27 protein-coding genes are annotated in these 22,718 nt (G+C 35.0%); 21 read left to right on the forward strand and 6 right to left on the reverse strand.

Annotated features, from left to right (window positions below; genetic code table 11):
• Positions 1 to 48: 48 nt before the first annotated feature.
• Positions 49 to 2,709: an outer membrane beta-barrel protein gene (locus tag FW768_RS23345; RefSeq protein ID WP_231128836.1), complete on the forward strand. Its 2,661-nt coding sequence runs from the start codon at positions 49 to 51 to the stop codon at positions 2,707 to 2,709.
• Between the two features lie 147 nt (positions 2,710 to 2,856).
• On the opposite strand, the gene FW768_RS23350 is transcribed toward FW768_RS23345, so the two are convergent.
• The 3 genes from FW768_RS23350 to FW768_RS23360 form a co-directional block, all read right to left on the reverse strand.
• Complete coding sequence (locus FW768_RS23350) at positions 2,857 to 3,786, reverse strand: replication initiation protein (protein WP_153400063.1); 930 nt, start codon at positions 3,784 to 3,786, stop codon at positions 2,857 to 2,859.
• Positions 3,787 to 4,243: 457 nt separating this feature from the next.
• A complete protein-coding gene (locus FW768_RS23355; RefSeq protein ID WP_153400065.1) occupies positions 4,244 to 4,492 on the reverse strand; it encodes a hypothetical protein in 249 nt (82 codons plus the stop codon).
• A gap of 44 nt (positions 4,493 to 4,536) precedes the next feature.
• Positions 4,537 to 5,124, reverse strand: coding sequence for a ParA family protein (locus FW768_RS23360; protein ID WP_153400067.1), 588 nt, complete (start codon positions 5,122 to 5,124; stop codon positions 4,537 to 4,539).
• A gap of 476 nt (positions 5,125 to 5,600) precedes the next feature.
• On the opposite strand from FW768_RS23360, the gene FW768_RS23885 reads away from it, so the two are divergent.
• Both FW768_RS23885 and FW768_RS23365 read left to right on the forward strand, forming a co-directional pair.
• Complete coding sequence (locus FW768_RS23885; protein ID WP_262885805.1) at positions 5,601 to 5,726, forward strand: hypothetical protein; 126 nt, start codon at positions 5,601 to 5,603, stop codon at positions 5,724 to 5,726.
• A gap of 53 nt (positions 5,727 to 5,779) precedes the next feature.
• Entirely contained in the window at positions 5,780 to 6,109 is a 330-nt protein-coding gene (locus FW768_RS23365) for a hypothetical protein (RefSeq protein WP_153400069.1), read from the forward strand.
• Here the strand turns inward: FW768_RS23365 and FW768_RS23370 are convergent.
• The 3 genes from FW768_RS23370 to FW768_RS23380 are packed head-to-tail and all read right to left on the reverse strand — an operon-like array spanning position 6,090 to position 10,974.
• Positions 6,090 to 6,815 carry a LytR/AlgR family response regulator transcription factor gene (locus FW768_RS23370; protein WP_153400071.1) on the reverse strand — a complete coding sequence of 242 codons (726 nt, stop codon included), beginning with the start codon at positions 6,813 to 6,815 and terminating at the stop codon, positions 6,090 to 6,092. The genes FW768_RS23365 and FW768_RS23370 overlap by 20 nt on opposite strands.
• Entirely contained in the window at positions 6,816 to 7,982 is a 1,167-nt protein-coding gene (locus FW768_RS23375; protein ID WP_231128838.1) for a sensor histidine kinase, read from the reverse strand.
• A gap of 4 nt (positions 7,983 to 7,986) precedes the next feature.
• Positions 7,987 to 10,974 (reverse strand): lantibiotic dehydratase, encoded by a 2,988-nt coding sequence (locus FW768_RS23380; protein ID WP_153400073.1) that lies wholly within the window; start codon positions 10,972 to 10,974, stop codon positions 7,987 to 7,989.
• Between the two features lie 237 nt (positions 10,975 to 11,211).
• Here FW768_RS23380 and FW768_RS23890 point away from each other — a divergent pair, with 237 nt between their 5' ends.
• The 18 genes from FW768_RS23890 to FW768_RS23450 all read left to right on the forward strand — a co-directional run.
• A complete protein-coding gene (locus tag FW768_RS23890) occupies positions 11,212 to 11,343 on the forward strand; it encodes a hypothetical protein (protein ID WP_262486736.1) in 132 nt (43 codons plus the stop codon).
• Between the two features lie 50 nt (positions 11,344 to 11,393).
• Positions 11,394 to 11,525: a hypothetical protein gene (locus FW768_RS23895; protein WP_262885806.1), complete on the forward strand. Its 132-nt coding sequence runs from the start codon at positions 11,394 to 11,396 to the stop codon at positions 11,523 to 11,525.
• Between the two features lie 52 nt (positions 11,526 to 11,577).
• Positions 11,578 to 11,709 carry a hypothetical protein gene (locus FW768_RS23900; protein ID WP_262885806.1) on the forward strand — a complete coding sequence of 44 codons (132 nt, stop codon included), beginning with the start codon at positions 11,578 to 11,580 and terminating at the stop codon, positions 11,707 to 11,709.
• 52 nt (positions 11,710 to 11,761) lie between these two features.
• Positions 11,762 to 11,893, forward strand: a complete 132-nt coding sequence (locus FW768_RS23905) for a hypothetical protein (protein WP_262885806.1) — start codon at positions 11,762 to 11,764, stop codon at positions 11,891 to 11,893.
• Between the two features lie 338 nt (positions 11,894 to 12,231).
• The gene (locus FW768_RS23385) at positions 12,232 to 13,293 is read left to right on the forward strand and encodes a TraB/GumN family protein (protein ID WP_153400075.1); all 1,062 of its coding nucleotides are present in this window, start codon (positions 12,232 to 12,234) and stop codon (positions 13,291 to 13,293) included.
• On the forward strand, positions 13,290 to 14,054 hold the full coding sequence (locus tag FW768_RS23390; protein WP_153400077.1) for a GLPGLI family protein: 765 nt from the start codon (positions 13,290 to 13,292) through the stop codon (positions 14,052 to 14,054). The genes FW768_RS23385 and FW768_RS23390 overlap by 4 nt, the downstream gene beginning before the upstream one ends.
• A gap of 2 nt (positions 14,055 to 14,056) precedes the next feature.
• Positions 14,057 to 14,530 carry a 4'-phosphopantetheinyl transferase superfamily protein gene (locus FW768_RS23395; RefSeq protein ID WP_153400079.1) on the forward strand — a complete coding sequence of 158 codons (474 nt, stop codon included), beginning with the start codon at positions 14,057 to 14,059 and terminating at the stop codon, positions 14,528 to 14,530.
• Positions 14,531 to 14,569: 39 nt separating this feature from the next.
• Complete coding sequence (fabZ, locus tag FW768_RS23400) at positions 14,570 to 14,986, forward strand: 3-hydroxyacyl-ACP dehydratase FabZ (protein WP_153400081.1); 417 nt, start codon at positions 14,570 to 14,572, stop codon at positions 14,984 to 14,986.
• 3 nt (positions 14,987 to 14,989) lie between these two features.
• Complete coding sequence (locus FW768_RS23405; RefSeq protein WP_153400083.1) at positions 14,990 to 15,952, forward strand: beta-ketoacyl-[acyl-carrier-protein] synthase family protein; 963 nt, start codon at positions 14,990 to 14,992, stop codon at positions 15,950 to 15,952.
• Positions 15,949 to 16,683: an SDR family oxidoreductase gene (locus FW768_RS23410; RefSeq protein ID WP_153400085.1), complete on the forward strand. Its 735-nt coding sequence runs from the start codon at positions 15,949 to 15,951 to the stop codon at positions 16,681 to 16,683. The genes FW768_RS23405 and FW768_RS23410 overlap by 4 nt, the downstream gene beginning before the upstream one ends.
• 22 nt (positions 16,684 to 16,705) lie before the next feature.
• Positions 16,706 to 16,978, forward strand: coding sequence for an acyl carrier protein (locus FW768_RS23415; RefSeq protein ID WP_062703447.1), 273 nt, complete (start codon positions 16,706 to 16,708; stop codon positions 16,976 to 16,978).
• Entirely contained in the window at positions 16,960 to 18,213 is a 1,254-nt protein-coding gene (locus tag FW768_RS23420) for a beta-ketoacyl-[acyl-carrier-protein] synthase family protein (RefSeq protein WP_153400087.1), read from the forward strand. Before FW768_RS23415 ends, FW768_RS23420 begins: the two co-directional genes overlap by 19 nt.
• Positions 18,182 to 18,601: an acyl-CoA thioesterase gene (locus FW768_RS23425; protein ID WP_153400089.1), complete on the forward strand. Its 420-nt coding sequence runs from the start codon at positions 18,182 to 18,184 to the stop codon at positions 18,599 to 18,601. Before FW768_RS23420 ends, FW768_RS23425 begins: the two co-directional genes overlap by 32 nt.
• Positions 18,598 to 19,761: a zinc metalloprotease gene (locus FW768_RS23430; RefSeq protein ID WP_153400091.1), complete on the forward strand. Its 1,164-nt coding sequence runs from the start codon at positions 18,598 to 18,600 to the stop codon at positions 19,759 to 19,761. Before FW768_RS23425 ends, FW768_RS23430 begins: the two co-directional genes overlap by 4 nt.
• Complete coding sequence (locus FW768_RS23435) at positions 19,758 to 20,723, forward strand: hypothetical protein (protein ID WP_153400093.1); 966 nt, start codon at positions 19,758 to 19,760, stop codon at positions 20,721 to 20,723. Before FW768_RS23430 ends, FW768_RS23435 begins: the two co-directional genes overlap by 4 nt.
• On the forward strand, positions 20,713 to 20,943 hold the full coding sequence (locus FW768_RS23440; protein ID WP_153400095.1) for a hypothetical protein: 231 nt from the start codon (positions 20,713 to 20,715) through the stop codon (positions 20,941 to 20,943). Before FW768_RS23435 ends, FW768_RS23440 begins: the two co-directional genes overlap by 11 nt.
• Positions 20,921 to 21,691 (forward strand): hypothetical protein, encoded by a 771-nt coding sequence (locus FW768_RS23445; protein ID WP_153400097.1) that lies wholly within the window; start codon positions 20,921 to 20,923, stop codon positions 21,689 to 21,691. The genes FW768_RS23440 and FW768_RS23445 overlap by 23 nt, the downstream gene beginning before the upstream one ends.
• Positions 21,688 to 22,718 (forward strand): lysophospholipid acyltransferase family protein (locus FW768_RS23450; RefSeq protein ID WP_153400099.1); only part of this gene is annotated, 1,031 nt, incomplete at its 3' end. The genes FW768_RS23445 and FW768_RS23450, both read left to right, overlap by 4 nt.

Raw genomic sequence — 22,718 nt, forward strand, 5'->3', positions numbered from 1 at the left:
ATGCTAAAAAAAACAATAGTAATACTTTTAATTTTTTTCTGTCACTTAGTGAGTGCACAAGAGTGCATATTGAAGGGGCAGGTTCTTGAGGAAGCATCAGGCCTTCCCCTTTCAGACGCTTCTGTATCTGTTTTTAATAACGGAAAAACAGAAGGATCTGTATCTACCAACGCTGAAGGAAAGTTTGAAATAAAACTGAACTGCGAAAATAAATACACCATAGAGATCGGCCATAATGGTTACGAAAACCATACTGCAAGCCTGGATCCAACCTATAAAAACCTTTACCAGGTGAAGCTGAAAAAAGGCCAGCGCGTAGCTTCCATAGAAGAAGTGCTTGTGAAGGCAGCAAAAGCCGTTAAGGTAAAAGGTGATACCCTGGAATTCAACGCCAACTCATTCAAAACAGGAAATGAAGTGGTTTTGGAAGACCTTTTGAAAAAGCTTCCGGGAGTAGAAGTACAGAACGGAAAGCTTTTATACAAAGGAAAAGAAATGACTCAGGTTACCGTAGGAGGACGTGAAGTAATGGGTGGAAACCAAAAATTACTGAACAAAAACCTGCCTTCAGATGCCGTTTCTAAAATCCAGCTGAATACAAAATTCAAAGCCAATCCATTTGCTTCCTCACTACAGGAAGACGAACAGTTCTCTTTAAATATTGAACTGAAAGAAAATATGAAAAGTCTTGCTTTCGGAAACGTAACCCTAGGAGGAGACGCTAACAAACATACAGATGCACAAGCCAAAGTGTTTTACTTCTCTGAAAAAATAGACGCGACGTTAATCAATGATTTTAATACGTACGGAAAGCAGGTATTTGACAGAGATGACTATTTCAATTTCTTCGGAGGAATCTCTGAATTCAATTCAGAAGGAAGCATCTACTCACTGCGTGGAGGAAACAATACCTTGAATTTCGAACCAAGTATCAATGCGTTTAAAGTAGAAACCTACAACGGCGCTGCCCATTTCGGATATGAACCGAATAAGAAAATGAAAATTTCAGGATTCGGGTTGGTGAATACCAATAACATCCGATACAAATCAAAAGTTGAAAGAATCTTCAACGACAGCTACAAAGAAGAAGATGACCAGGAGAATAAAAACAATCTATTATCCATGATGGCCCGCTTACGGGTAGATTATTCCCCAAGCGACAGAGGACAGGTAAAATACCGTTTGAACCTGAACTATGTAGACAACAAGGAAGAACAGGGCGTGAACAGATTCAGAAATAATGAATTTACAGGATTCAGCCAAAACCAGACAAAACGTGAAAATTATAATCTATCCCAAACCCTTTCTTATATCCAGAAAGTAGGGAGAGATAACAACATAGGATTTTATCTTCGTCATCAATATCAGAAAGAAACACCAGATTTATTGATGAATGCAGAAGAACAGATGTTTAACGCCTGGGGAAGCCTAACCCCTAACAATGGGCGTTATATCTTAAGACAAGATCAGGAGTATACCACGAATACCCTTCAGTTATACTCTGTTTATAATCAGTTGATTAATAATACAACCAACCTGAAATTTAAGATCGGAACGAACTTCTCTTTTCAGGGCTTCAAAAATGAAATTTACGATCAGGACAATCTGATTACCCAAAATAACGCGGTTTCCGATACTGATTTTAATTATAATGAAACATTTGCTGATGCTACCTTTACCAAAAAATTAGGCAATTTCCAGGCAGATCTGGGAGCCGGAGTATCGTTCTTTAATGAAACAGCAAAATTTAGAACCGGAACAAAAACAAGCTTTAATGAAGCTAAAGTGTTACCCCATGTTGTTTTGAATTATAAATTCAGCAACGCCACCCAAATCACTTTAAACTATAATCAGGCGTATAGCTTCCCTAATGCTAAAGATCTGACGGAATCATATGTCATTCAGAACTACCGTTCTATTTTCAGCGGAAACCAGAACCTGAGACAGGCATTAACGCATACTTCCTCATTAAACTTCAATCACTTTGACTCATTTACATTTTTCAACGTATTTGCCAATCTGAGTTATGTACACCGTGAAAGAAGTATTCAGAATAACTCCAGATTCGAGAAAGTAGTAACAGACCCGTCAAATCCGGATGCGTATACCGTATCACAGATTAACAGCCTTTTCAATTCCGATTATGAGGAGAAATCATACTCAGGAATGTTCAGAATAGGGAAAAAGTTCACCAAATGGATGAATACCCGTTTATCAGGAACCTTATCTTATTCAGATTATTATACATTCACCAACACATTAAACAGCCCGGATGTTCAGGTGGTTAACAGCAATAGTTTTACCCAGAACTATACCTTGAATAACCAGTTTACCATTAAGAAAAGCTTAGAACTGAACATCGGATTAAATGCAACATTCAGCAAGTTCAAATCTTTGACGGAACAGAATTTTGATGGCTGGAGACCGTTTGCGGATGTATCATGGTCTATCAATAGCAAATTACTGCTTCAATCCGATTTCTCTTACCGTATTCAGAACCGTGACGGACAAAGAATAAATGAAGCCAAAGAACTGAACGCTTCTTTACGATACAACATTGCCAAGAAAGTATATGTTACCCTGATTGGAGGAAACTTACTGGGAAATGGAGCCGTAGTGAGCAACGCATTTAATGATATTTACGTAGAAACTACAACCAAAAATGTATTAGGAAGATATTTCATGGTGAATGTCCGATATAAATTTTAAACCAAAGTATCGGTTCTGCATTCTCTCCGCAGCCCAAAGACCGGTACACCAACAATAAAGCATATTCTCTCTAGCGCAAGGGAAAAGAATCACTGATCAGATTCTTTTCCCTGCGCTTTTTTGTTGATATCATTACAGGATATCCCGTTAGTTTTTTACCGGCAGAATTCCTTTTTTCTGGTAAACACCAATAAGATAGCCTGCAGAATTTTCTATCTTCAGTTTTCTCTGTCTTATCTTTTCGTTCAGGTCTGTGATTAAGATATCAAAGTCTTTTTCTTTCTCTTTTTCGGAAATCAGTTCAGCCTGTTCCTGGCTAAAACCATACATCACCAATTTGGAGATGAATTTCTGAGTCTTGAGGGGCTTTTCAAAATCAATCTCCAGCTGTTTAAACTTCTGAGAATTGATATGCAGGATAATCCAGTAAAACTCCCGACCTCTTTTTTTAAGCTCATAATCAATCTCAATATCCGTATTCTCTGAAATCTGCTTTCGGGCGATATCAAGAACCTTAATTTTAAAATCACTGATTCTTTCAAACTGCTCATTTCCCTTTTTATCAATCAATCCAAGCATTTGTTTTAATTCCTGGATTTCAAAACGCTTAGTTCCAACGTTTCTCCATTGGCGGGCAATAGCGTACAACCTCTTGGCATATTTGGAAGAACAGTTTAAAACAGATTTCAGCTGCAATGCCGTGAAATTATTTTTCAGATCAAAAAAATAAGGCTTGGCGCTTTCATTAATCTTGATCTTAAAAGAGCCTGTGCCCTTCATATAATCTACATATTCAAATAACCAGAGCTGGCGGTATACTTCAGGCGTTTCAATTTCAAACAGTCTGCTGCCTATTTCTGCCGTTGCATCTCTCAGCTGTTTATAGTTCCATTTTCGTCCCGTTATTTCTTCTATATCGTGAGTATGAATCGTGTATTCCAGTTTTTCCTTTTCCAGGCAGGAAAGAACCATAAAGAGAATATCAAGCATGCAGGCAGAGTAATCATATCTCCCGGAGGTGATTACATTATGCTGATAAACCAGTCTGTCATCAGTGCCTGTATCAAGTAGTTCCATAAATATCATTTTAGAGTGACAAATATAAGCAAAAACGACATATAAAAACATCTGTCATATATAAATGTCGAATCCTGCTTATAAAAAGTCGTTTTTAGCTTATAAAAAGTCGTTTTAAACTTATAAAAAGTCGTTTTAAACTTATAAAAAGTCGTTTTTAGCTTATAAAAGGTCGTTTTTAAGTTTGTAATTTATTGATTTTAAATAAGTTACAAGACCTTAAAATAATAAAGTATTAAAGTATTAAAATATTTAAAAATAACGTTTGTTAAAAAAGAGATTTATTTAATCAGGGTTTCCGCGAATTTTTACCTGTCATTTTGTCATCTGCGGAGTGAAAGAAAAACAAAAAAAAGAAAAACAAAAAAGACTCAGAAATTTCTGGGCCGGCGGGGTTGTTATGTTATGCATAATAAATTGATAGATAAACTCTATCTTTTCCCGGAAATGAAGCTGTCTATCCATCCTGTTTTTGATCGGCGTTATTAAAATATTTTTCATCAATGGCCTTATTGATCATTTTTTTCAGGCTTATATTTTGTTCTGCTGAGAGTACTCTCAACGTTTTTAATTTTTCTGCAGGAATATGGAGCGAAAAAAGAATTTCGTCCTTTTTTTCTTTCACCGGAACCACTTTTTGTACCGGTGTTTTAATCTGTGATTGCTTTGCTTTGCCTATCAGCGCGGTAAAATCTTGCTTTGCCATGTTTTTATATAATTATATAATTATATAAATATATAAATATATATTTATTTGATTGCAATGGTTAAAACTTCTTTTGTTAGAGCATCAATTTGCTTCTGTGCTTTATTATTGTTATCCACTCCATTAATTAAAACAGATCGGGAAAACGCCACCAGGTCGGACATCATATTTTTGGAAACCCGAACATTGTATTCGTTTAATTGATCTTTTATTTCATCCGTAAGCGTGGTATTGGGTTTCACCATATTGAAAACAATAACTGCTTTTTCTTCGTTTCCGGACTGTTCAATCATATCAATGGTACTTTTAATGGCTAGAAGATCCAGAACCCCGGCTTTGGTTGGAATAATAATGACATCTGCAAGATCACAAAGCTCCGGCAGTTTATTAGAAAGATAAGGGGGCGTATCTATGAAGATAAAATCAAAATCTGAATTCTGAATTTCTTTTAACTGGTCCTCAAGAAAAATAGGAACATCAGACAAATCCCGGACTTGGTATAAAGAGCCCTGGGCATCAAAATCAATAATACAGACTTTTGCACTCTCCTTAAGATTAGCGGCAAGATTGAATGTTAGTGTTGATTTTCCTACCCCTCCTTTCTGATGGGTTGTTAATATAATTTTAGCCATACCTTATATAATTACACAAATATATAAATATATAATTATATAAATATATATTTATATAAAATTGAGTTTTATTTTGATTATCAATTAGTTATAATATGTTTTTTTAATGATCTAAACATACTTTTAAAAAATAAAGACCGGATATTTAAAATAATCAGTCTTTAAAAATCTTAATACAATGCATCATCTATACTATATACCTCTATTATTTTTCGCCAGAATATTGACCTTCTGATTTTATTATTACGCCCTCATTTATGGATTGTATTACAAGAATAAAAATGAATGTCCGGATCTGTTCAAAGGTGCATTCTGAGGAATTTTGAGCAGATAATCAGCAAGAGCAAAAAAAGCATATCGAAAGGAATAAATATCTTATCGACGGATTTGCCAGTTTCATCGAATTGTTTTGTTTTCGGACCCTGTATAAATGACCTTTGGAATAGAAATTAATAAAAACACCAAAACAAAACACCATGAATCCAAAGACGCAGAATCCAAAATTAGTAATCAAGAAAAGAGTTATTAAAAATTATCAATTCTCTACAGGGGATGATTTTGATACTCATCAGACTTCTATTTCTATCAGCTCATCTTTTTAAATAAAAAAATAATGTGGATCAATTGTAAAATAATATCAGAGAATGATATTCTCATGTATAAACTGAAAGAATTTATCAGTAAAACTCCTTTTTTCCTGGTAACCGAAGAAAAAAAGAATAATACCGACGATTATGAACAGATTATATTCTGGGATATTGACTCTGTTAATATTGATGTTCTTTATTTGAAAAACTACATCAATAAAGGAGGTGTTGTCATTATAATGACCTCCGTTTTATCAAAAAATATTATCTCTGAATTTTTCACCAAAGATCAAATGCTGAATATAGGTGTTTTAAATAAAAACATTCAGCATAACCAATTTATAGAGGAAATAGAAAGAGTAATAGAATTAAGCCAGGCTAGATTCCCAGCAAATTAAACAGCTCGTCTTTTTTAGTGACTGCAATACTGATGGCTTTCCCATTATTAAGTTCTATAACATTCCCTGAAACAGATTTTATAACAGTCAGTTTCACAATAAAGGATCTCTGCACTCTGAAAAAAGTAGGAGGAACCAATATATCTTCCATAGATTTTAAAGTGGCTAAGGTGGTAAAAGACTCTGAGTCTGTAACAATTTTTAAATAATCACCCAGCGCTTCAACATACAGGATATCATCCAGAATAACTTTGACCAGCTTTCCATTCACTTTAATAAAGATACGATCAACAACAGGATTTTTATCTTTAGGAGCAGGAGCTGGTTCCGCTTTTGGAGTAGCCTGTATTCTTTCTTTCGCTCTGTTGACCGCTTTCAGGAAACGGCTGTAAGCAACGGGCTTAACAAGGTAATCTACCACTCCGTTTTCAAAACCTTCTAAAGCAAAATCCCTGTGGGCCGTTATAAAAATAACGGAAGGCCGGTTGGTAAGAGAGTTTATTAAATCAATTCCATTAATTTTAGGCATTTGGATATCACTAAAAATAATGTCTACTTCATTGGATTGAAGGTAGGCTAAAGCATCCATAGGATCATCATAAGAAGCCTGAAGGTCCAGAAAAGGGACCGTTTTTACAAAATCTACAATTAATTCTTTCCCAATTGGTTCGTCATCTATCACGATGCACCGTAATTTATCATCCATCTATGTCAAGTTTATAGACAAGGAAACAAAGAAGCTTGTTTCTCTGTCGTCGATTATCAGTTTATGATTGTTGGGATATATGAGGTTTAATCTTTTTTCAACATTCTTCACGCCAATTCCGCCTAAAACCGTGTTTTTTATAAAATTTTTCTCCTTATTATTTTCAATGGAAAAATAAAAAATATTATTCACAATATGGATATTTATTTCTAAAAAATTATCACTGGCTGTCTGTAAACCATATTTAAATGCGTTTTCTATGAACGTAAAGCAGAGTAAGGGAGCAATTAATACATTCTGGATAGAATCTTCAACCGTAATATTTAAATCAATTTTTTTATCAGAAGAGTAGCGCATTCTTTCCAGTGAAAAATAATTCTGGATAAAATCCAATTCTTTTTGAAGGGAAACTTTCTCAGTATTAGATTCATATAAAGTATAGGCCATTAAATCTGAGATATTAATGATGACCTCCGGGGCATTAGGATCCTTTTTTACAACCAATCCATATAAATTATTGAGGGTATTAAAAAGAAAATGCGGATTGAGCTGGGCTTTTAGAAAATCTTTTTCAATATTAAGATTCTGAAGCTCCAATTCGGAAGTCTGTTTCTGAAAATAGATGGTCCGGTTAAAAAGTCTTGCAATATCAAACAGGATTTTGACAAAGAAAGGCGGCGAAAATGAATAAATAACCAGGATGGCACTTCCAAAAACATTCTTGAAGGACAGCGCCTGTTTAAAGGGCATGGCTGCATTCCTGCTGATAATATTCTTGAGCGGCCCATCCAGGATATCAATATTCATATAATTTAAAAACCTGAATTGAAGATGATTGATGGTGAGCCAGGTATAAATAGAAAAAGGAAGACTGATGATGATCAGAAGGATTCCCCAGGTTCTGCTTTTAAATATTTGGGGAACAATGATATAAAAGAATATGTAAAAGACAACCATATTATTAATGGTTCCCCGCCCGGTTAATAAAAGACTGGATTTAAAAGAAATTTTCAGCTCCAGCCAATAGTTTAGAAAAAGGAACGAAGAAAAGAATATCCACACAAAAGTATGGCATAAAATTCTGTTGACAGGGTTATAGAGTTTCTCAAAATTGAATTGCGCAATTTTTTCCAGAAACGGAGTCATACTTTTATAGGATGTCTGCATATCATTACCTTGTTTGGCTTAAAATTCTACTATAATACCTGGACGCAAATGAATAGGTCATCAGTTCCAATGCTCTCTGCTCTGAAGAAAACCATCGATTAACACTCATATGAATATAACTGGATAGATTTTCTCTGCAGAGCTTTAAGTTCTTTAGGTTCTTATTTCGAATATTAAATTCTTCTTCAAAATGAGAACTTGTAAAGAACGAATGCAGATCTTCCTTTAAAATCCTATATTTTAAATTGATATGAGATTTTAATTCTGCAGAAAATTCCTGCAAAAATACACTTTCCATAGACTTACAGAAATCTAATTTTTCCTGTAACGAAAAATTGAATAAAGAAAGCCAGTGATCTACATTTTTTACAGAGGCAAATAACCGGATGTCTTCAAAGTGGGTAAAATGATCGTGAGACAATAAGCTTAAAACCAGCAGGCTGTCGTAATAAAAGGCTGCTTCGGTGGCCTCCATGTATTCTGGAAAATACCGTTCAATTTCCCTGTGGTAAGAGTCTATCTGCAGGTTCCATATTGTTTCCTGCTGAAGGTATGGATTTAATGCGGTGTAGACTCTTTGAAGAACCTCCGAATATAAACCGGTATTGATTAAATTGACTCTAAATCTGATATGATAATGAGGATCGGTATATAAGATATAAAATGCAGACCTGATGATGTTATCTTTTATCAGCTCATCCAAAATAGGTTTCAGAACTTCAGACAAAATATGATCTGAAAGAGCAGAGCTGCAGTATATTTTTAAATACAGCCATTCGCTCCCTGGTGCAAAGCTTCTTTGTAGAGCTGATGACTCCCTGCGAAATGAAGAAACCGGGTTTTTAAAATTCTTATTTTCCAATGGAAGAATAATCTGCTGGTTATAATTCTTTTCACCATCAACAGGAAGCAGCCATTCCGCCAGCTGCAGCATTTTATTATTTTTTAATTCGTCAATAAGTAAAGACAAATACGTGTCATTGGAAGTATCTAAGAAGAGCTCATTATCTCCCTGAACCAATACAACATATTTGGAGACATTCCACGTTTTGAAAAACTTTTTTAGCTCAGCGAGGGGATCGGCAGCGTTTTTAATGAGGATAATATCACTTTCATGCAGCAGCCAGCAGGCACGGTGCAGGATAATATTTTTATAGGCTATGCGCGGAACAAATCTTTTTTTGGTTTTAGAATAGTTGATATCCAGATGAATATTATCCTGCCCCTGAGATTGTAAGGCACACAGGAATTTATAATAAATATTTTCACTTTTATGAAAATTGTGAGCATTAGAGAGGCGGGGAATGACTCTTTTATTGAGTCTTCTGGATCTTAAAATAATTTCTTCTTTTTCTATTGAGATCAAAAGATCACTTAACAGGATCTGATGGGTATCTTCACTGCTGCTGCCTGCAAAAATGGGAATTTCATATGCTGAGAACTTAGGCCTCCTGGCAATATTGGCGACTCTCTTTTCGGGAATGTAGATGACTTCAGCGAGTATGATATCAGGATTTTTCTCCTGTTCATTGTGGTGTATGTCCCTGCAGAGCGTTTCTATTTCCGGATTGAATAAAGAAAGTCTTCCCAGAATAGAATTAGCTCCGGAGTTTCCTACACTTTGTAAGAAGAAGCTTCCCTGGACAGGAGATCCTATAATGCTGAAGTTTTGATGGCTGACAGGATTTTCTTCTATTATTCCTAAATCGGAATGTTCTAAATGAACGGCCTGGTTTCCTCCTTTTTCAATTAAATCTAAAATAAAATCGGTATTGGAACTCCGGGCAGCCTTTTTATCGTCTTTATTTTTAGCTGCAAGACCTTCTATGAGAGGATTTACATGGAGGCTGCCTATTTTGGATGCTGCCGGAAATCCGATGCCAGATTCAGAGTCTAACACTTCCATAAGGGGAACTTCCCGTGACTCGTATCGGGTAGTGAAAGTACTTTTAAAGGTTTTCAGATCTTTATGCAGAGGGTTGGCAGAACCAAATTTGTGAAGTATGGCCACTGAAGTATATATATTGCGGCGGGTTTTTTCATCCAGTTCAATTTTACCTTCAGGGGAATGATTGAGGTCCACATGGAAAAAGTGGGTTTTATCAATTCCCAGTTCTTTAACGGCGTATTTAAGTTCATTTATTTCAGAAACAGGCAGGTAATCCAGTGCTGTACCATCTAATAAGGCTATACAGTGCTCTATTTTGTTAAGAATGAATAAATAGACTCCTGCTTCGGCAATATCATTTTTAATCAGCCTTTGGACGATATTTTTAATATTCTGAATATTGTCTTCTGTGAGGGTGAGCTGAATTTCACTTACCAAAAACTGAATATCAATCAGCTCTTCCAGAAAATCTGAGATTTCATCATGGCTAAAGTCCGGAAGCAGCTGTTTTTTGATATCATCATAGCTGGTATATTGGGAAAATTCGGAAATACGTTCAAGATATTCATTGAAATCCAATGATATCATCTGGCATTTTTCTTCCCCGTTATGGTTGGTGAATTCCTGGTACCTATACTGCCCGGAGGTTTTAAACAGGGTATTATTGACTTTATATTTCAGGTTTTTCCGGATCTTTTCATTGTTTTCAATGTGAGATTTGAATTCTCTTAAAAAATCCATATCAATCCTGGTTTTCCTGGAGGGAAGTATCGTTTCTTCCTGATCATCCTGTCCCAGATGCTTCAGAGCAATACCGGCCATGGTTCCATAAGGGGTACACCTGGTGCTGGATCGGATGGCATATTTCTTTAGGGTATGGATGAGCTTGGGAATTCTGTCTGGTTTAAGCGTCTTCTCCCGATACTGGATGATGGTGTGATATAGATCCGGAGAACTCCAATAGATGGAGGTGATGAACGTATCATCTTGTATCAGGCTGTCTACCACATCTTCTATATCCCTGGTTTCCCTGTTATTAAATAGTATATCATAAGAATATAAAGGCTTTCTTAATATATACCTATTGTATGTCTCATATTTCATAATTCCCGGCTTCTGAAGGGTATTTTAATTATCAGTACCCTAAACTTTGATCTTTTATAATAATGATTATCCTATAAAAATAGGTTTTTATCCCAGAAAAAGCATGTTTGATCGAAAACAATTTCATTCCGTATAAAAGTGACATACTTTTGAAACATAAAATTAAAGCACACGTGTAAAAAGCCAGTTTTATTAACCAACAACAAAAAAATAAATTAACAATTAAAAACAAACATTATGAACAACAAATTTGACAAGAAGTCTTTGACTGAAGCTTTAAAGACTGTAAGATTAGAAGAAAGACAAGAAATGATTAACCCGGCTGCTTCAGAAGCTGCAGATGCAATCAGCGTATCTTTCGATTCTTAATCACCCCAATCAACAACAAAACAATTTAACAACAATTAAAAACAAACATTATGAGCAACAAATTTGACAACCAATCTTTAACAGAAGCATTAAAAACTGTAAAACTAGAAGAAAGACAAGAAATGATTAACCCGGCTGCTTCAGAAGCTGCAGATGCAATCAGCGTATCTTTCGATTCTTAATCAACACCCCATTAACAATACAATAATTTAACAACAATTAAAAACAAACATTATGAGCAACAAATTTGACAACCAATCTTTAACAGAAGCATTAAAAACTGTAAAACTAGAAGAAAGACAAGAAATGATTAACCCGGCTGCTTCAGAAGCTGCAGATGCAATCAGCGTATCTTTCGATTCTTAATCAACACCCCATTAACAATACAATAATTTAACAACAATTAAAAACAAACATTATGAGCAACAAATTTGACAACCAATCTTTAACAGAAGCATTAAAAACTGTAAAACTAGAAGAAAGACAAGAAATGATTAATCCGGCTGCTTCAGAAGCTGCAGATGCAATCAGCGTATCTTTCGATTCTTAAGAAGAAACTTAGAATATTCTACCTATTATATAGAGGAGGATGGAATATTTCTCCTCTATATACTAAAAATAAATTAGTGTTTTGTGGATGCCACAAAGACCAGACTAATTTATAAAAACCATGAAAATTCAAGCTAGAACATAGCCTAATGAACGCTTACCAATAGCTTTCATTAATAAAATGCAGGTTGATTTATGAAACACCTGCCCGTCAGAACCATATCAACACCCTCTTAAAAACCCACCAATAATTTCTTTTTTAAAAAAGGAGCTGCTTAACCAGTGCCTTGAAATAAAGAAGAGGGATATATACCAATCATAAAATACCCTTCACCGAGTATGAAAAAAATATGGAAAAAAGCAATGAAAATTTTAGGAATTCTGATACTTCTACTTGTTATGTTTTCAATTTCAATAGGAATTTTCAACAGGAATTTTATAAAATCAAAAAAAGAGTACACAGATTATCTTAAAAAGAATAAAACAGATATCTCCTCTTTACAAAAAATAGGAAACATAGATTTAAATATAGAAAAAGCGGATTTCTACCTGCTGGGAGAGAACCATGGAGTAAAAGACGTTCAGGAGTTAGATGAACAGTTCATTTTCTATTTAAACAAAAAATACGGGGTAACATACTATGTTGCAGAAATGAGCGAAAAACTAGCCGCTCAGCTGAACAAGTACCTTTCAAACGAAAAAGAAGACCCTTCATTATTGAAAAAAACAGTCAGCGAGCTGGCTGAATATATACCACAACAATCAAGTATTGAATACTATGAAAAGTGGAGAAACATCAGAAATTATAACCTGTCCCAAAATGAAGGGGCTAAAATAAAAGTAATAGGCGTAGACGTTCCTAATCCTGAAATAACCAGCGGAAGAGATTCAATACTGTATCATAATTTCACTAAGGTATATGATACGATAAAAAATAAAGAAAATGCCAGGTTTTATGGTTTATTCGGGCACGCTCATATTTTACAGGACAAGCTGTCCGGCGATACCCAGCCATTCGCCTACAGATTAAAGGAGAAAAAGCTTAAGGTAATAAGCATAGCAACGTACGCTATAGATAGTTATACTTACCTGCCAGATGGCGAAGACTATCCAAAAGTACCCAATGAAAAAAGCAATTGGTTCAATCTGAACGGGCCTTTGTTCTATCTCTACGGAGTTAATGATTTAATACAATCATCAGACTCGGAAAGAGTAGCTCTGTTCAAGCTAAATAATACGAACAGCCCTTATTCCTCAGATACCAAGCTGATTAGCATCAGAAATTTACTAGGAAAAAATATAAAGCCATATAGTCCTGATGAAAACACTTTAAACTTCATTCAGTACACTGTTTTAATTAAAAAATCGGAATCATTAACCCCACTAAAAAGATTACCATGAAAAATAAAGCATTATTCATCATATCATTATTCCTGAGTGCAACCATGTACTCGCAAAAAGAAGAGAAGTTTTTAAATGTAGATTATAAGGTTCAGTTAGACGTAAATCCGGAAGATCTGCTGAAAACCGTTCCTTCCAATGTAAGATCTCAGGTAGAGGCAAGCCTCCGGGAGGAATTATCAAAAGGCGTTTTTGCAGATTATACTTTGAAAGCTAATAACAACGCATCTGTTTTTGAATATAAAGGCAAAATTGATAACTCCCAGTCTATGACATCATTTATCCTGAAGGAGTTAGAGAGAAGAGATAAATATCCCTATGTGAAAGATTTTTCTAAAAACACCTATACAAAAGGGTATGATCTGGCCAATAAAATATTCTATGTGAAGGAAAACCTTCCTAAAATAAACTGGATTATCGCTAAAGAAGAATCCGAACCTATCCTGGGATTAAAAACAATTGAAGCAAAAGGAAAATTAGATTCCATAGACCTTCATGTATGGTACGCTCCGGATATTCAATATAAAGACGGGCCTTTCCAGCAAGGCGGATTACCCGGGCTCATTGTAAAATCAGAGTTTTATGTGGGAGACATTAAAATGATTGTGGCAGCAACCCATATCGAGGTCATCAATAAACCTCTGGAAATTACAGCGCCAAAAGCCAAGAAATACTATTCTAAAGTAGAATTCGAGGAACAAAAGAAAAAATTCGAAGCCAGACAGAGAGAATATGCGTCTTCGGGGGTAGATAAAGATTAGCCATGGAATTCAACATTACAAAAATAAACTCTGTAGCGCATCTGCCCCACTTTATAAGGGAAGAAGACAGAAGAAATTTATGTACTGTAAGAAATAAATACGGAAAAGAGATAGATCCCAATAATCAGTTTTTTATCTCGTCTTCAGACAGTTCCACACTGAAGGTTTCCGTAATGAGCAAAAAGCCTATAGGAATAGATATAGAGACGGAGAGAGTCATTAATCCTAAAAGCTATGATTTTTTTCTCAATCAGAAAGAGAAAGATATGCTGAAAGCTTCTGAACATGAAAACATTCCGCTACTGCTGTGGATGATCAAAGAAAGTTTTTTGAAGCTGCTGGGAACAGGTTTACACATCCATCCCAAAAAAATAACAATTAGTCAAAAGAGAATATTGATCAATGACCTATCCATCAGATGTAAAATACAAATTTTCAAATACCAGCATTTTTACATCACGATTTTAGAAGCATAGCATTGATAATCATTGTATAACATTTTTATAAGAAATAAAATGGTTTTAGAACAAAAAGACATCAGACAGATACTGTCTCACAGATATAGCTTTATACTGGTTGACAGAGTAAAATATATGGACGAGGATAGAATAGTGGCTGTAAAGAACATCACCTCTTCAGATATCAATTTATGGGGACATTTTGAAGATGACCCGATATACCCCGGAGTTCTGCTGATAGAGTCTTGTTCTCAGGCAGGAGGAATTCTATTGAGCAATCAGAAAACGAGCAGAGGCTACATCGCTCAGATCAATGAATTCAAATTCCTCTCTTTCGTAAGACCGGGAGACAGTGTTCACATTGAAGCCACCATAAACAAGGTAGTAGGCCAGTACGCAAAAGTGTCAGTTGCTGCATTGGTTGAAGATAAAATAATTGCCAAAGGAGAAGTAATGTATTTTTTTGATAAATAAGCTATGAATAATATAACCGTAACCCACGTAGGAATCTCTCATTATTTTGGAAACTCTCCTGCAGAGTTTGAAAAAAATATACTGGAGAACCTGGAAGTAAAAAGAAAAGGTGTCTTAACTGCTACAATAGAAGAACCTAGATTAGAAAGCTTTTACGAAGAAAATGAAATCAGAAGAATAGACTCATTTTCAAAGTATCTGTTCAACGCGAATATCGATATTGATAATTGTGATCATATTCCTGCTAAAAATAAGGGAATTATTATCAATACCATTTATAACTCATACACCACAACCATTGATTTTGTCACAAAAGCCATGGAAAAGGGAGAAGATAAAGCGAGTCCTCTATTATTCCCTTATACCGTTCCGAATGCGGCTACAGGTCTTTTAACGATGAATAAGCAGTTCAAAGGCTATAATAATACCATAGGCGGCTACAGCCCTGTTTTATTAGCCATGGATAAGCTTAAAGAAGGCAACGAAGAATTCATTGTTTGTGGAGGAGTAGATGAAATTAATGACTACATCAAAAGCTATGTAACCCAGAAAAACAGATTAATTTCTGATGGGGCATGCCTTCTGGGAATGGCTTTAGACGAAAAGAATAACCAGGATAAGCTCTTTAATATTTCTTATGGAAAAACTCATTTTTTCAATAAAATATCTTCAAAAGAGATCAGAAAGTTTTATAAAAACATCCTGAAAGATATTGAGTTAGAGAATATTGATCTGGTGGTTTCTTTCTGCCAGGATAACAAATCCAAGCAAATAGAAAGAGAGCTGATTAAAGGCAATAAAGAGATTATCTACTACAAAGAAATCATAGGAAGTGCTTTGGGCGCAGAAGACAGCATCTGTTTATTCCTGGGATCTATCCTTCTGAAAAACAGAGAAGCCAAAAGAGCCCTTGTGAATGTAGAGTCTTTCGGAGGAAATATCAACACGTATATAATTGAGCTATGATGAATGAATACTGCCTGGTATTGGGTGCCAACGGAGGAATCGGCCTGGAAATATCCAAATACCTTATCGATAAAGGATACCACCTTATTTTGCATTATAATAGGAGTTCCGACAATATAGATGAACTGATTAAAGATCAGGAAAATCACATCAAAATTAAGTTTGATATCACCGATTCAAACTCTATAAAAAATGCACTTAAAGAACTTGGCGCCGGAAAAGAAATACGGATTACAAAATGCATCAATTGTGTGGGAATCCACTACAGATCATTTATTCCTCTGATGCCGGATAATAAATTCAAAGAAGTGATAGATACCAACCTTACGGGGGCTTTCTCTATCATCAAACATATCTCTACAGATATGATTAAAAACAAAAAAGGAACCATTGTAAACATCAGTTCCGTAGCAGGAATCAATGGTTTAATAGGTCAGGCTTGCTATAGTTCTTCCAAAGCAGGACTGGATGCCATCACGAAGATTGCCTCAAAAGAGCTGGCCAAATATAACATCAGGGTAAACAGTATTGCACCAGGTTTCATAGAAGCCGGAATTATTGAAAAACCTACGGCCAACGATCTGGAATATCTGGAAAGAATTCCTATGCGCAGATTCGGAAGAGCAAGAGAGGTCGCAAAACTAGCCTATTTCTTATTAGAAGACAAAGAATCTTCCTACATCACAGGGCAAAATATCGTCATTGACGGAGGATTAAGTATAAATATTTAACAACAAATAAAAAATAAAAACAATGGAAACAAGACAGCAAATTAAAGAAATTATCATTGAAAAATTAAATTTAAGAATTGATATTGAGGATTTTAAAGACAACACCCCTTTATTCTTAAGCAAAAAAGACGGTGGACTAGGATTAGATTCTATCGACACGTTAGAAATCGCTGTAGGAATTACAGATGAGTTTAATGTTGAATTCTCGGATAGTGAGAATATGACTGAACTTTTCACTTCTGTAGAATCTTTATCGAACTACATCAATAATAAGCTATGTCTGGAGTTGCAATAACAGGAATAGGATGTTATAGCTCTATTGGAAAGAATATTGAAGAGTTTGAGCAGAATCTTTTCTACAAAGACTCAGAGACATTCTACCCTATTGATGAAATAGACTGTAGTAAACTAAGAAACAACAGATCTTCCTACATCAAAGATTTAGACAATAACAAGACTAAAACAGGAAGCAGAGCAGCGATCTCTTTGCTGAAAAGTGTAGACGAGGCTATTAAGAACTCGAGAGCTAAAGAGCTTATTAAAAACAACAGAAAAGTAGGTGTTTCCCTGAGTAATTCTATTGGAGGAATCAGCGATCTGGTAAGTGATATCACCCAAGGTAAAAACTTTATCGTGAAAAAATCACTGAACAGATTTTCTAAAAATAACAAGAAAGAAAAGGTTTTAAATATCCCTAACATTCTATTGCTTCAGGATGTACTGAATAAGTACAAAACCAAAGGCCCGGTATGTTCTTCCCTTACAGCGTGCAGCGCAGGAGGAAACGCCATAGAAGTTGGATTTAAAATGATAAAAGACGGGATCTGCGATATGGTAATCGTATGCGGGGTTGATCCTTTATCAGAAATAAGTTTGTTCGGATTTAATGCCTTAAAAGCTTTGTCTAAAGATACCTTGAGATCATTGGACGCAGAAAGAGACGGAATGCTTCTGGGAGAAAGTGCAGGATGCATTATCCTGGAAAGAGAAGATGCCGCAGAGAAAAGAGGAGCACCTATATACGGAAAAGTATTGGGCTCAGGAATCTCCAATGATGCATTTCATATCACACAACCGGATCCGGAAGGAAACGGAGCTGTGTTCGCAATGAATAAAGCATTAAAAGAATCCTCCCTTTCCTTTAAAGAAATAGACTATGTAAACATCCACGGAACCGGTACAAAGTACAACGATCTTATGGAGCTGAATGCATTGGAAAGCGTATTTGGAAATGATTTACCCAATACCCCTATCAATTCATCCAAAACCAAAATCGGGCACACACTGGGAACCGCAGGAGTTATAGAAGCCATCATATGCATGCTGACTTTAAAGAACCAGGCTATTCATCCGCATTCGAACTTTTCCAACAGAATAGATCGGGAAATAAATTATAACGTCAATACAGAACTTAAACCAATGCCGGAGCTCAAATACATTATGAGTAACTCTTTTGGGTTCGGAGGAAATTGTGCTTCTGTAATATTTGGGTCATACGATGGTGGATATAGTAGAAGAGCTTCAGTATAATCAGGATGTAAATTACTCTGATGTAGACAGCATGGGCGTGGTTCATCACTCCAGATACATGGTGTATTTTGAAAATGCAAGGTTTCGTCTGGTAAAGGATTTACTGCATATCAGCAAAGAAGAGTTCTTAGAGATGAAGATTGATTTTCCTGTTATCAGTTTAGAATGCGATTATTTAAAGAGCATCAGATTCCAGGAAGAAATCATGATCAGAATAAAACTCTCATTTGCGCCAAAGATTCCCAAACTGAAATTCGAATACCAGATTGTCAATGCCCAGGATGAAGTATTATCAAAAGCGAAGACAGTCCATTTATTAACCAGAGCGGGAATACCTTTAATCGGGTATCCGGAAAGACTAAAACATAAATTATACGAATGCCTATGAAAAATGACAACCTATTAAACGTCAGCCAATATACTTTTTTAAAAGAAATAGAATTATACAGCGTAGACGATGAACTGAATGTTCTTTTGTATAAAAATACGAGTTTTGAAGTATCTGGTGTCCTTTATTCAATTATCAAGCATTTGAAAGAAGGCATGTCTATCAAAAACATATACGATAGCCTCGATTTTAAAGACATCAATTTTGAAAACTTTAAATCGCTTATTGTTAATAAAATAGAAGAACTTTTACAGGAGGTTTCCAATACGGTGGATAAAGTTCAGGTAGACAGCATACACAAGTTGTTTGACCTTTTAAACGCCAGAACTACAGAAATTTTATCAGGAAAATTATCATTCCTGTTTAAAAGAGGAGTATTAATCCCGTTATGCGTTCTTTTTTTTTCATCCTTAGTATTTATTTTCTCAGGGAGTTTGCACGTACATAAAGCAAACATCAGCTTAAACCACGTGTGGATGATGTATCTGTGCTTTTTTGTAATAGGCGTATTTCATGAACTGGGACACTCGTCTGCGAGTAAATATTACGGTGCAAAGCCTTCATCCATATCCATGGGGATATTCCTGATATTTCCTGTCTTTTATACCGATGTTACCAAAACATGGGGACTGGACAGAAATAAAAGAATAACCACCAGCTTAGGAGGAATATACTTCCAGATGATCATTCATCTGATGCTCCTGGGATCATTATTCCTGAATATAGAAAAGCCGATTAAAGAATACATCTACTATATCCTTTTACAAAATATAGGATTGATGATATTCAATATAAACCCTTTCTTTAAAACAGACGGATATTGGGTAGTATCAGACCTATTTGGAATTCGGAATCTGAATACCAAATCAAAAGAGATCATCAAATATCTGCTGAAAGGACAGCATCATCCGGATTACCTGTTTAAAGACAATGTCGCACTGTATGTGTACACCTATGCTTATTCAGTGATCGGAACAGCCTTATTAATCTTCATTGCTTACAAGGTTGTTGATACCCTCGGGATGTACTACAATATCGTAGTGAAAGGAGAAAGAATGGAATTCTTGATTGTTATTAAAAGAAGTCTAATCCTCATTTTCTTATTGGTATTTCATCTGGTACCAATGGTGAAAAAGAAATTAAAACAATACGCAAAATGATTTTAGTTCTTTGTTCATCCAATTACGATGCAAGTATAAATTATGTGCTGGACTGGCTTATTTTTTATAAGCACGAATTTATAAAAATAACCCCCGATGATATTTTTACTGAGAAAAGTAAAGATTTCAAAATAGAGAATGACACTATTTTTTTTAAAGGAGTCAATCTGAACGAAACAGTAAAGTCTGTCTGGTACAGAAAGTTTCCGTACAAACCCAATTTCATAGAAGTAAAAGGGGAAGAAAGCGTTAAAATCAGAGAAGAAATAGAATCAGAATCTGAAGTTATCGTCAACTACATCCTTCATCTTCTTAAAGAAAAAAACTGCATAGGTTTATTTAACAGCAGAGCATTAAACAAACCCCTGCTTTCGAAACTGGCCAACGGATACAATGTGAAAACCCCTAAACAGGCCTTTATAAGTACAAAAGAAGATCTTGAATTATTTCTGGAAAAAAGTAATGACAAGATTATAACGAAAAAATCGAGCGATAAAGTCAGGTATTTCTATGATAAAAATGACAAAACCCTTTTATCATTAACGACACTGATTACAAAGCCTACATTAAAGGATATTCCTGATCATTTTTTTACCTCCTATTTTCAAGAGTGTATCGATGCAGAATATGAAGTTAGAACGATTTTTTTAGACGGTCTTTTTTATTCCTCGGTTTTGATTAACACCAAAGACGAGTATATAGACAAAAAGAATATAATTAGTTCATCTAACTCCAGTGTGGTTCCATATCAGCTTAGCAAAGAAGTTGAAGATAATCTCAGAAGATTATTAGAAGAGCTGGAACTCAAGTTCTGTACCGTAGAACTTATAAAAAATAAGGTAGATAAAGAATACTATCTAGTGGATCTAAATCCTTCAGGTCAATTTGTTTTCGAGTCCGAGAAATGCAGCTATAGCGTTGATAAGTTATTGGCAGAAAAACTAATTAATTATGATAAATGATTACACAAAAGTTCCATTATTTTTCTCGTTCCTGGCGGAAATAGAAAAAGATTATGTCCCTCAGTATTTTGGGAAAAGTTTGATCCATCAATCAGATCAGTATGCTCTAAGAGAGAATGTTTACCCTCTCTCCAAAGAAGAAGTATACAGCCTGCATTTGAAGAGTAAAATAGTAACCGAAGAAATAGAAGATATTTATGAATTTTTTGAAGGAAAATAAGAATAAGCATTTTTTATTGTACAGTCACAATTTTATTATAAAAGGCGAAGATTTCGATCTTATTTTTGATAATAACAGAGACCTGGTATTCCAGATACCCAAAGGAATAAACCAGATCATCAGTCTCATGAGAGTTAACACAATCGCCGAAATATATACAAAATGCAAAGCAGAATTTGAGCAGATCGTCCTTTTTATAGAAAGACTGCAGGAATTGAATTTAGGATTTATAACAGACGCTGTTACTCATTTTCCTAAACTGAAACTCAGAAAAGACGCACCGTACAGAGAATACTCTAAGCTGATCACCATTTCTCCCGACCATGCGGACTTTTATAATTCTATACAGGCTGTTAATACCAACAATACAAAATATATAGAATTAAGAATAGAAAAGTATTTTGATGATGAAATCCTGGGAACAAGAACCATCCAGGAACTCAACAGATCTTCATTATACGGAGTGAATATTGTTCTGGATTTTGAACGTCTTAAGACCAGCAGGAAAACCTTTATGACGTTCTCTGAAAGAATAGAAAAAAGATGCAGCTTCTTTATAGAGCATGAAGGAAAAGAAGGAATTAAGAAGTACAAAAACGTTCACTTCTACTTCATGAACAAAAAGGATACTGATACCGATGTTCTGATCACCAATAAAAAATTCTTTGAAAAAAGAATCTTCGAGATCAAGAACAGAAAGAATGGATCTCCATACATCTTCTTTAAACCAGAATTTGCCGAGCCATGAGTATCCTGACTGTATTGAATAAGCGGATGACCTTTCACCAGGCCATCAACAGAGAAAAGGTTAATAAAACCAGACTTCTGAAAACCATACACTATAGTAAATATATAAATCCGGCATTATCTCACGAAGTCATTGCCAATAAATATATTAATCATTTTAAGCTTGTAGAATATTTCTACAAAAATTCAAATGAAGAGATCTATGACTATTTGAATGACTTCAGCATAGAAGGAGATTCTGATCAGGCTAAGATTTATATATCATTTCACTATGGACTGTATAGACTGATACCGTACTTACTGGATAAAGCAGGCAAAAAATGCATTATCGTAAGAGAAGACCATGGAAATGGAGAGTTGAACAATGAATTCTACAAACATTCATTCATCGATTGCAGGGACCCGGGATGCTATCTGAAAATCCTCAACAACCTGAAAAAAAACATTAATGTTTTATTATTCATCGATATCAACAATATAGGCAGTGACATTACTAAATCACAGGAAATCGTTTTCCTTGAAAAAAATGTAAACATACTGGACAGCATCTTTAAGTTTTCATACAAATACAACTACAAGATTGCCCCCCTTATGATTCATTACAATGATGAAGGAAAGATCAAAACGAATGTATTCCAGGATTTAGAAAGGAATGGAGAAGAAGAATTTGACAGTTACTCAAACAGATGCTGCCAGCTGATCTATAAAATATTGGAGCAGTCTGTTTGTGAAGATCCGGTTCAATGGGAACAGATCTATCAGCTGGACACTTATTTTTCAATCCAGGACAAAAGTAAAATAAGCTTTTTACAAAGAAAATTCAAACTGAATGTAGACTATTGCACCGTATACAGAGAAGGAGAGACTTATACGATCTACAATAGTTTAAATAACCAACAATATGCTATAGATAAGCACCTGTACATATTATTAATGATTCTGAAGACGACAAAGCTGAGCAAGCAGACCATCGTAAGAATTCTTAATAACAAAGACAGCTTTGCTTTTCTAAAAAAAGAGAGAATAAT

The organism is Chryseobacterium vaccae (assembly GCF_009602705.1).
Taxonomy (GTDB): Bacteria; Bacteroidota; Bacteroidia; order Flavobacteriales; family Weeksellaceae; genus Chryseobacterium; species Chryseobacterium vaccae.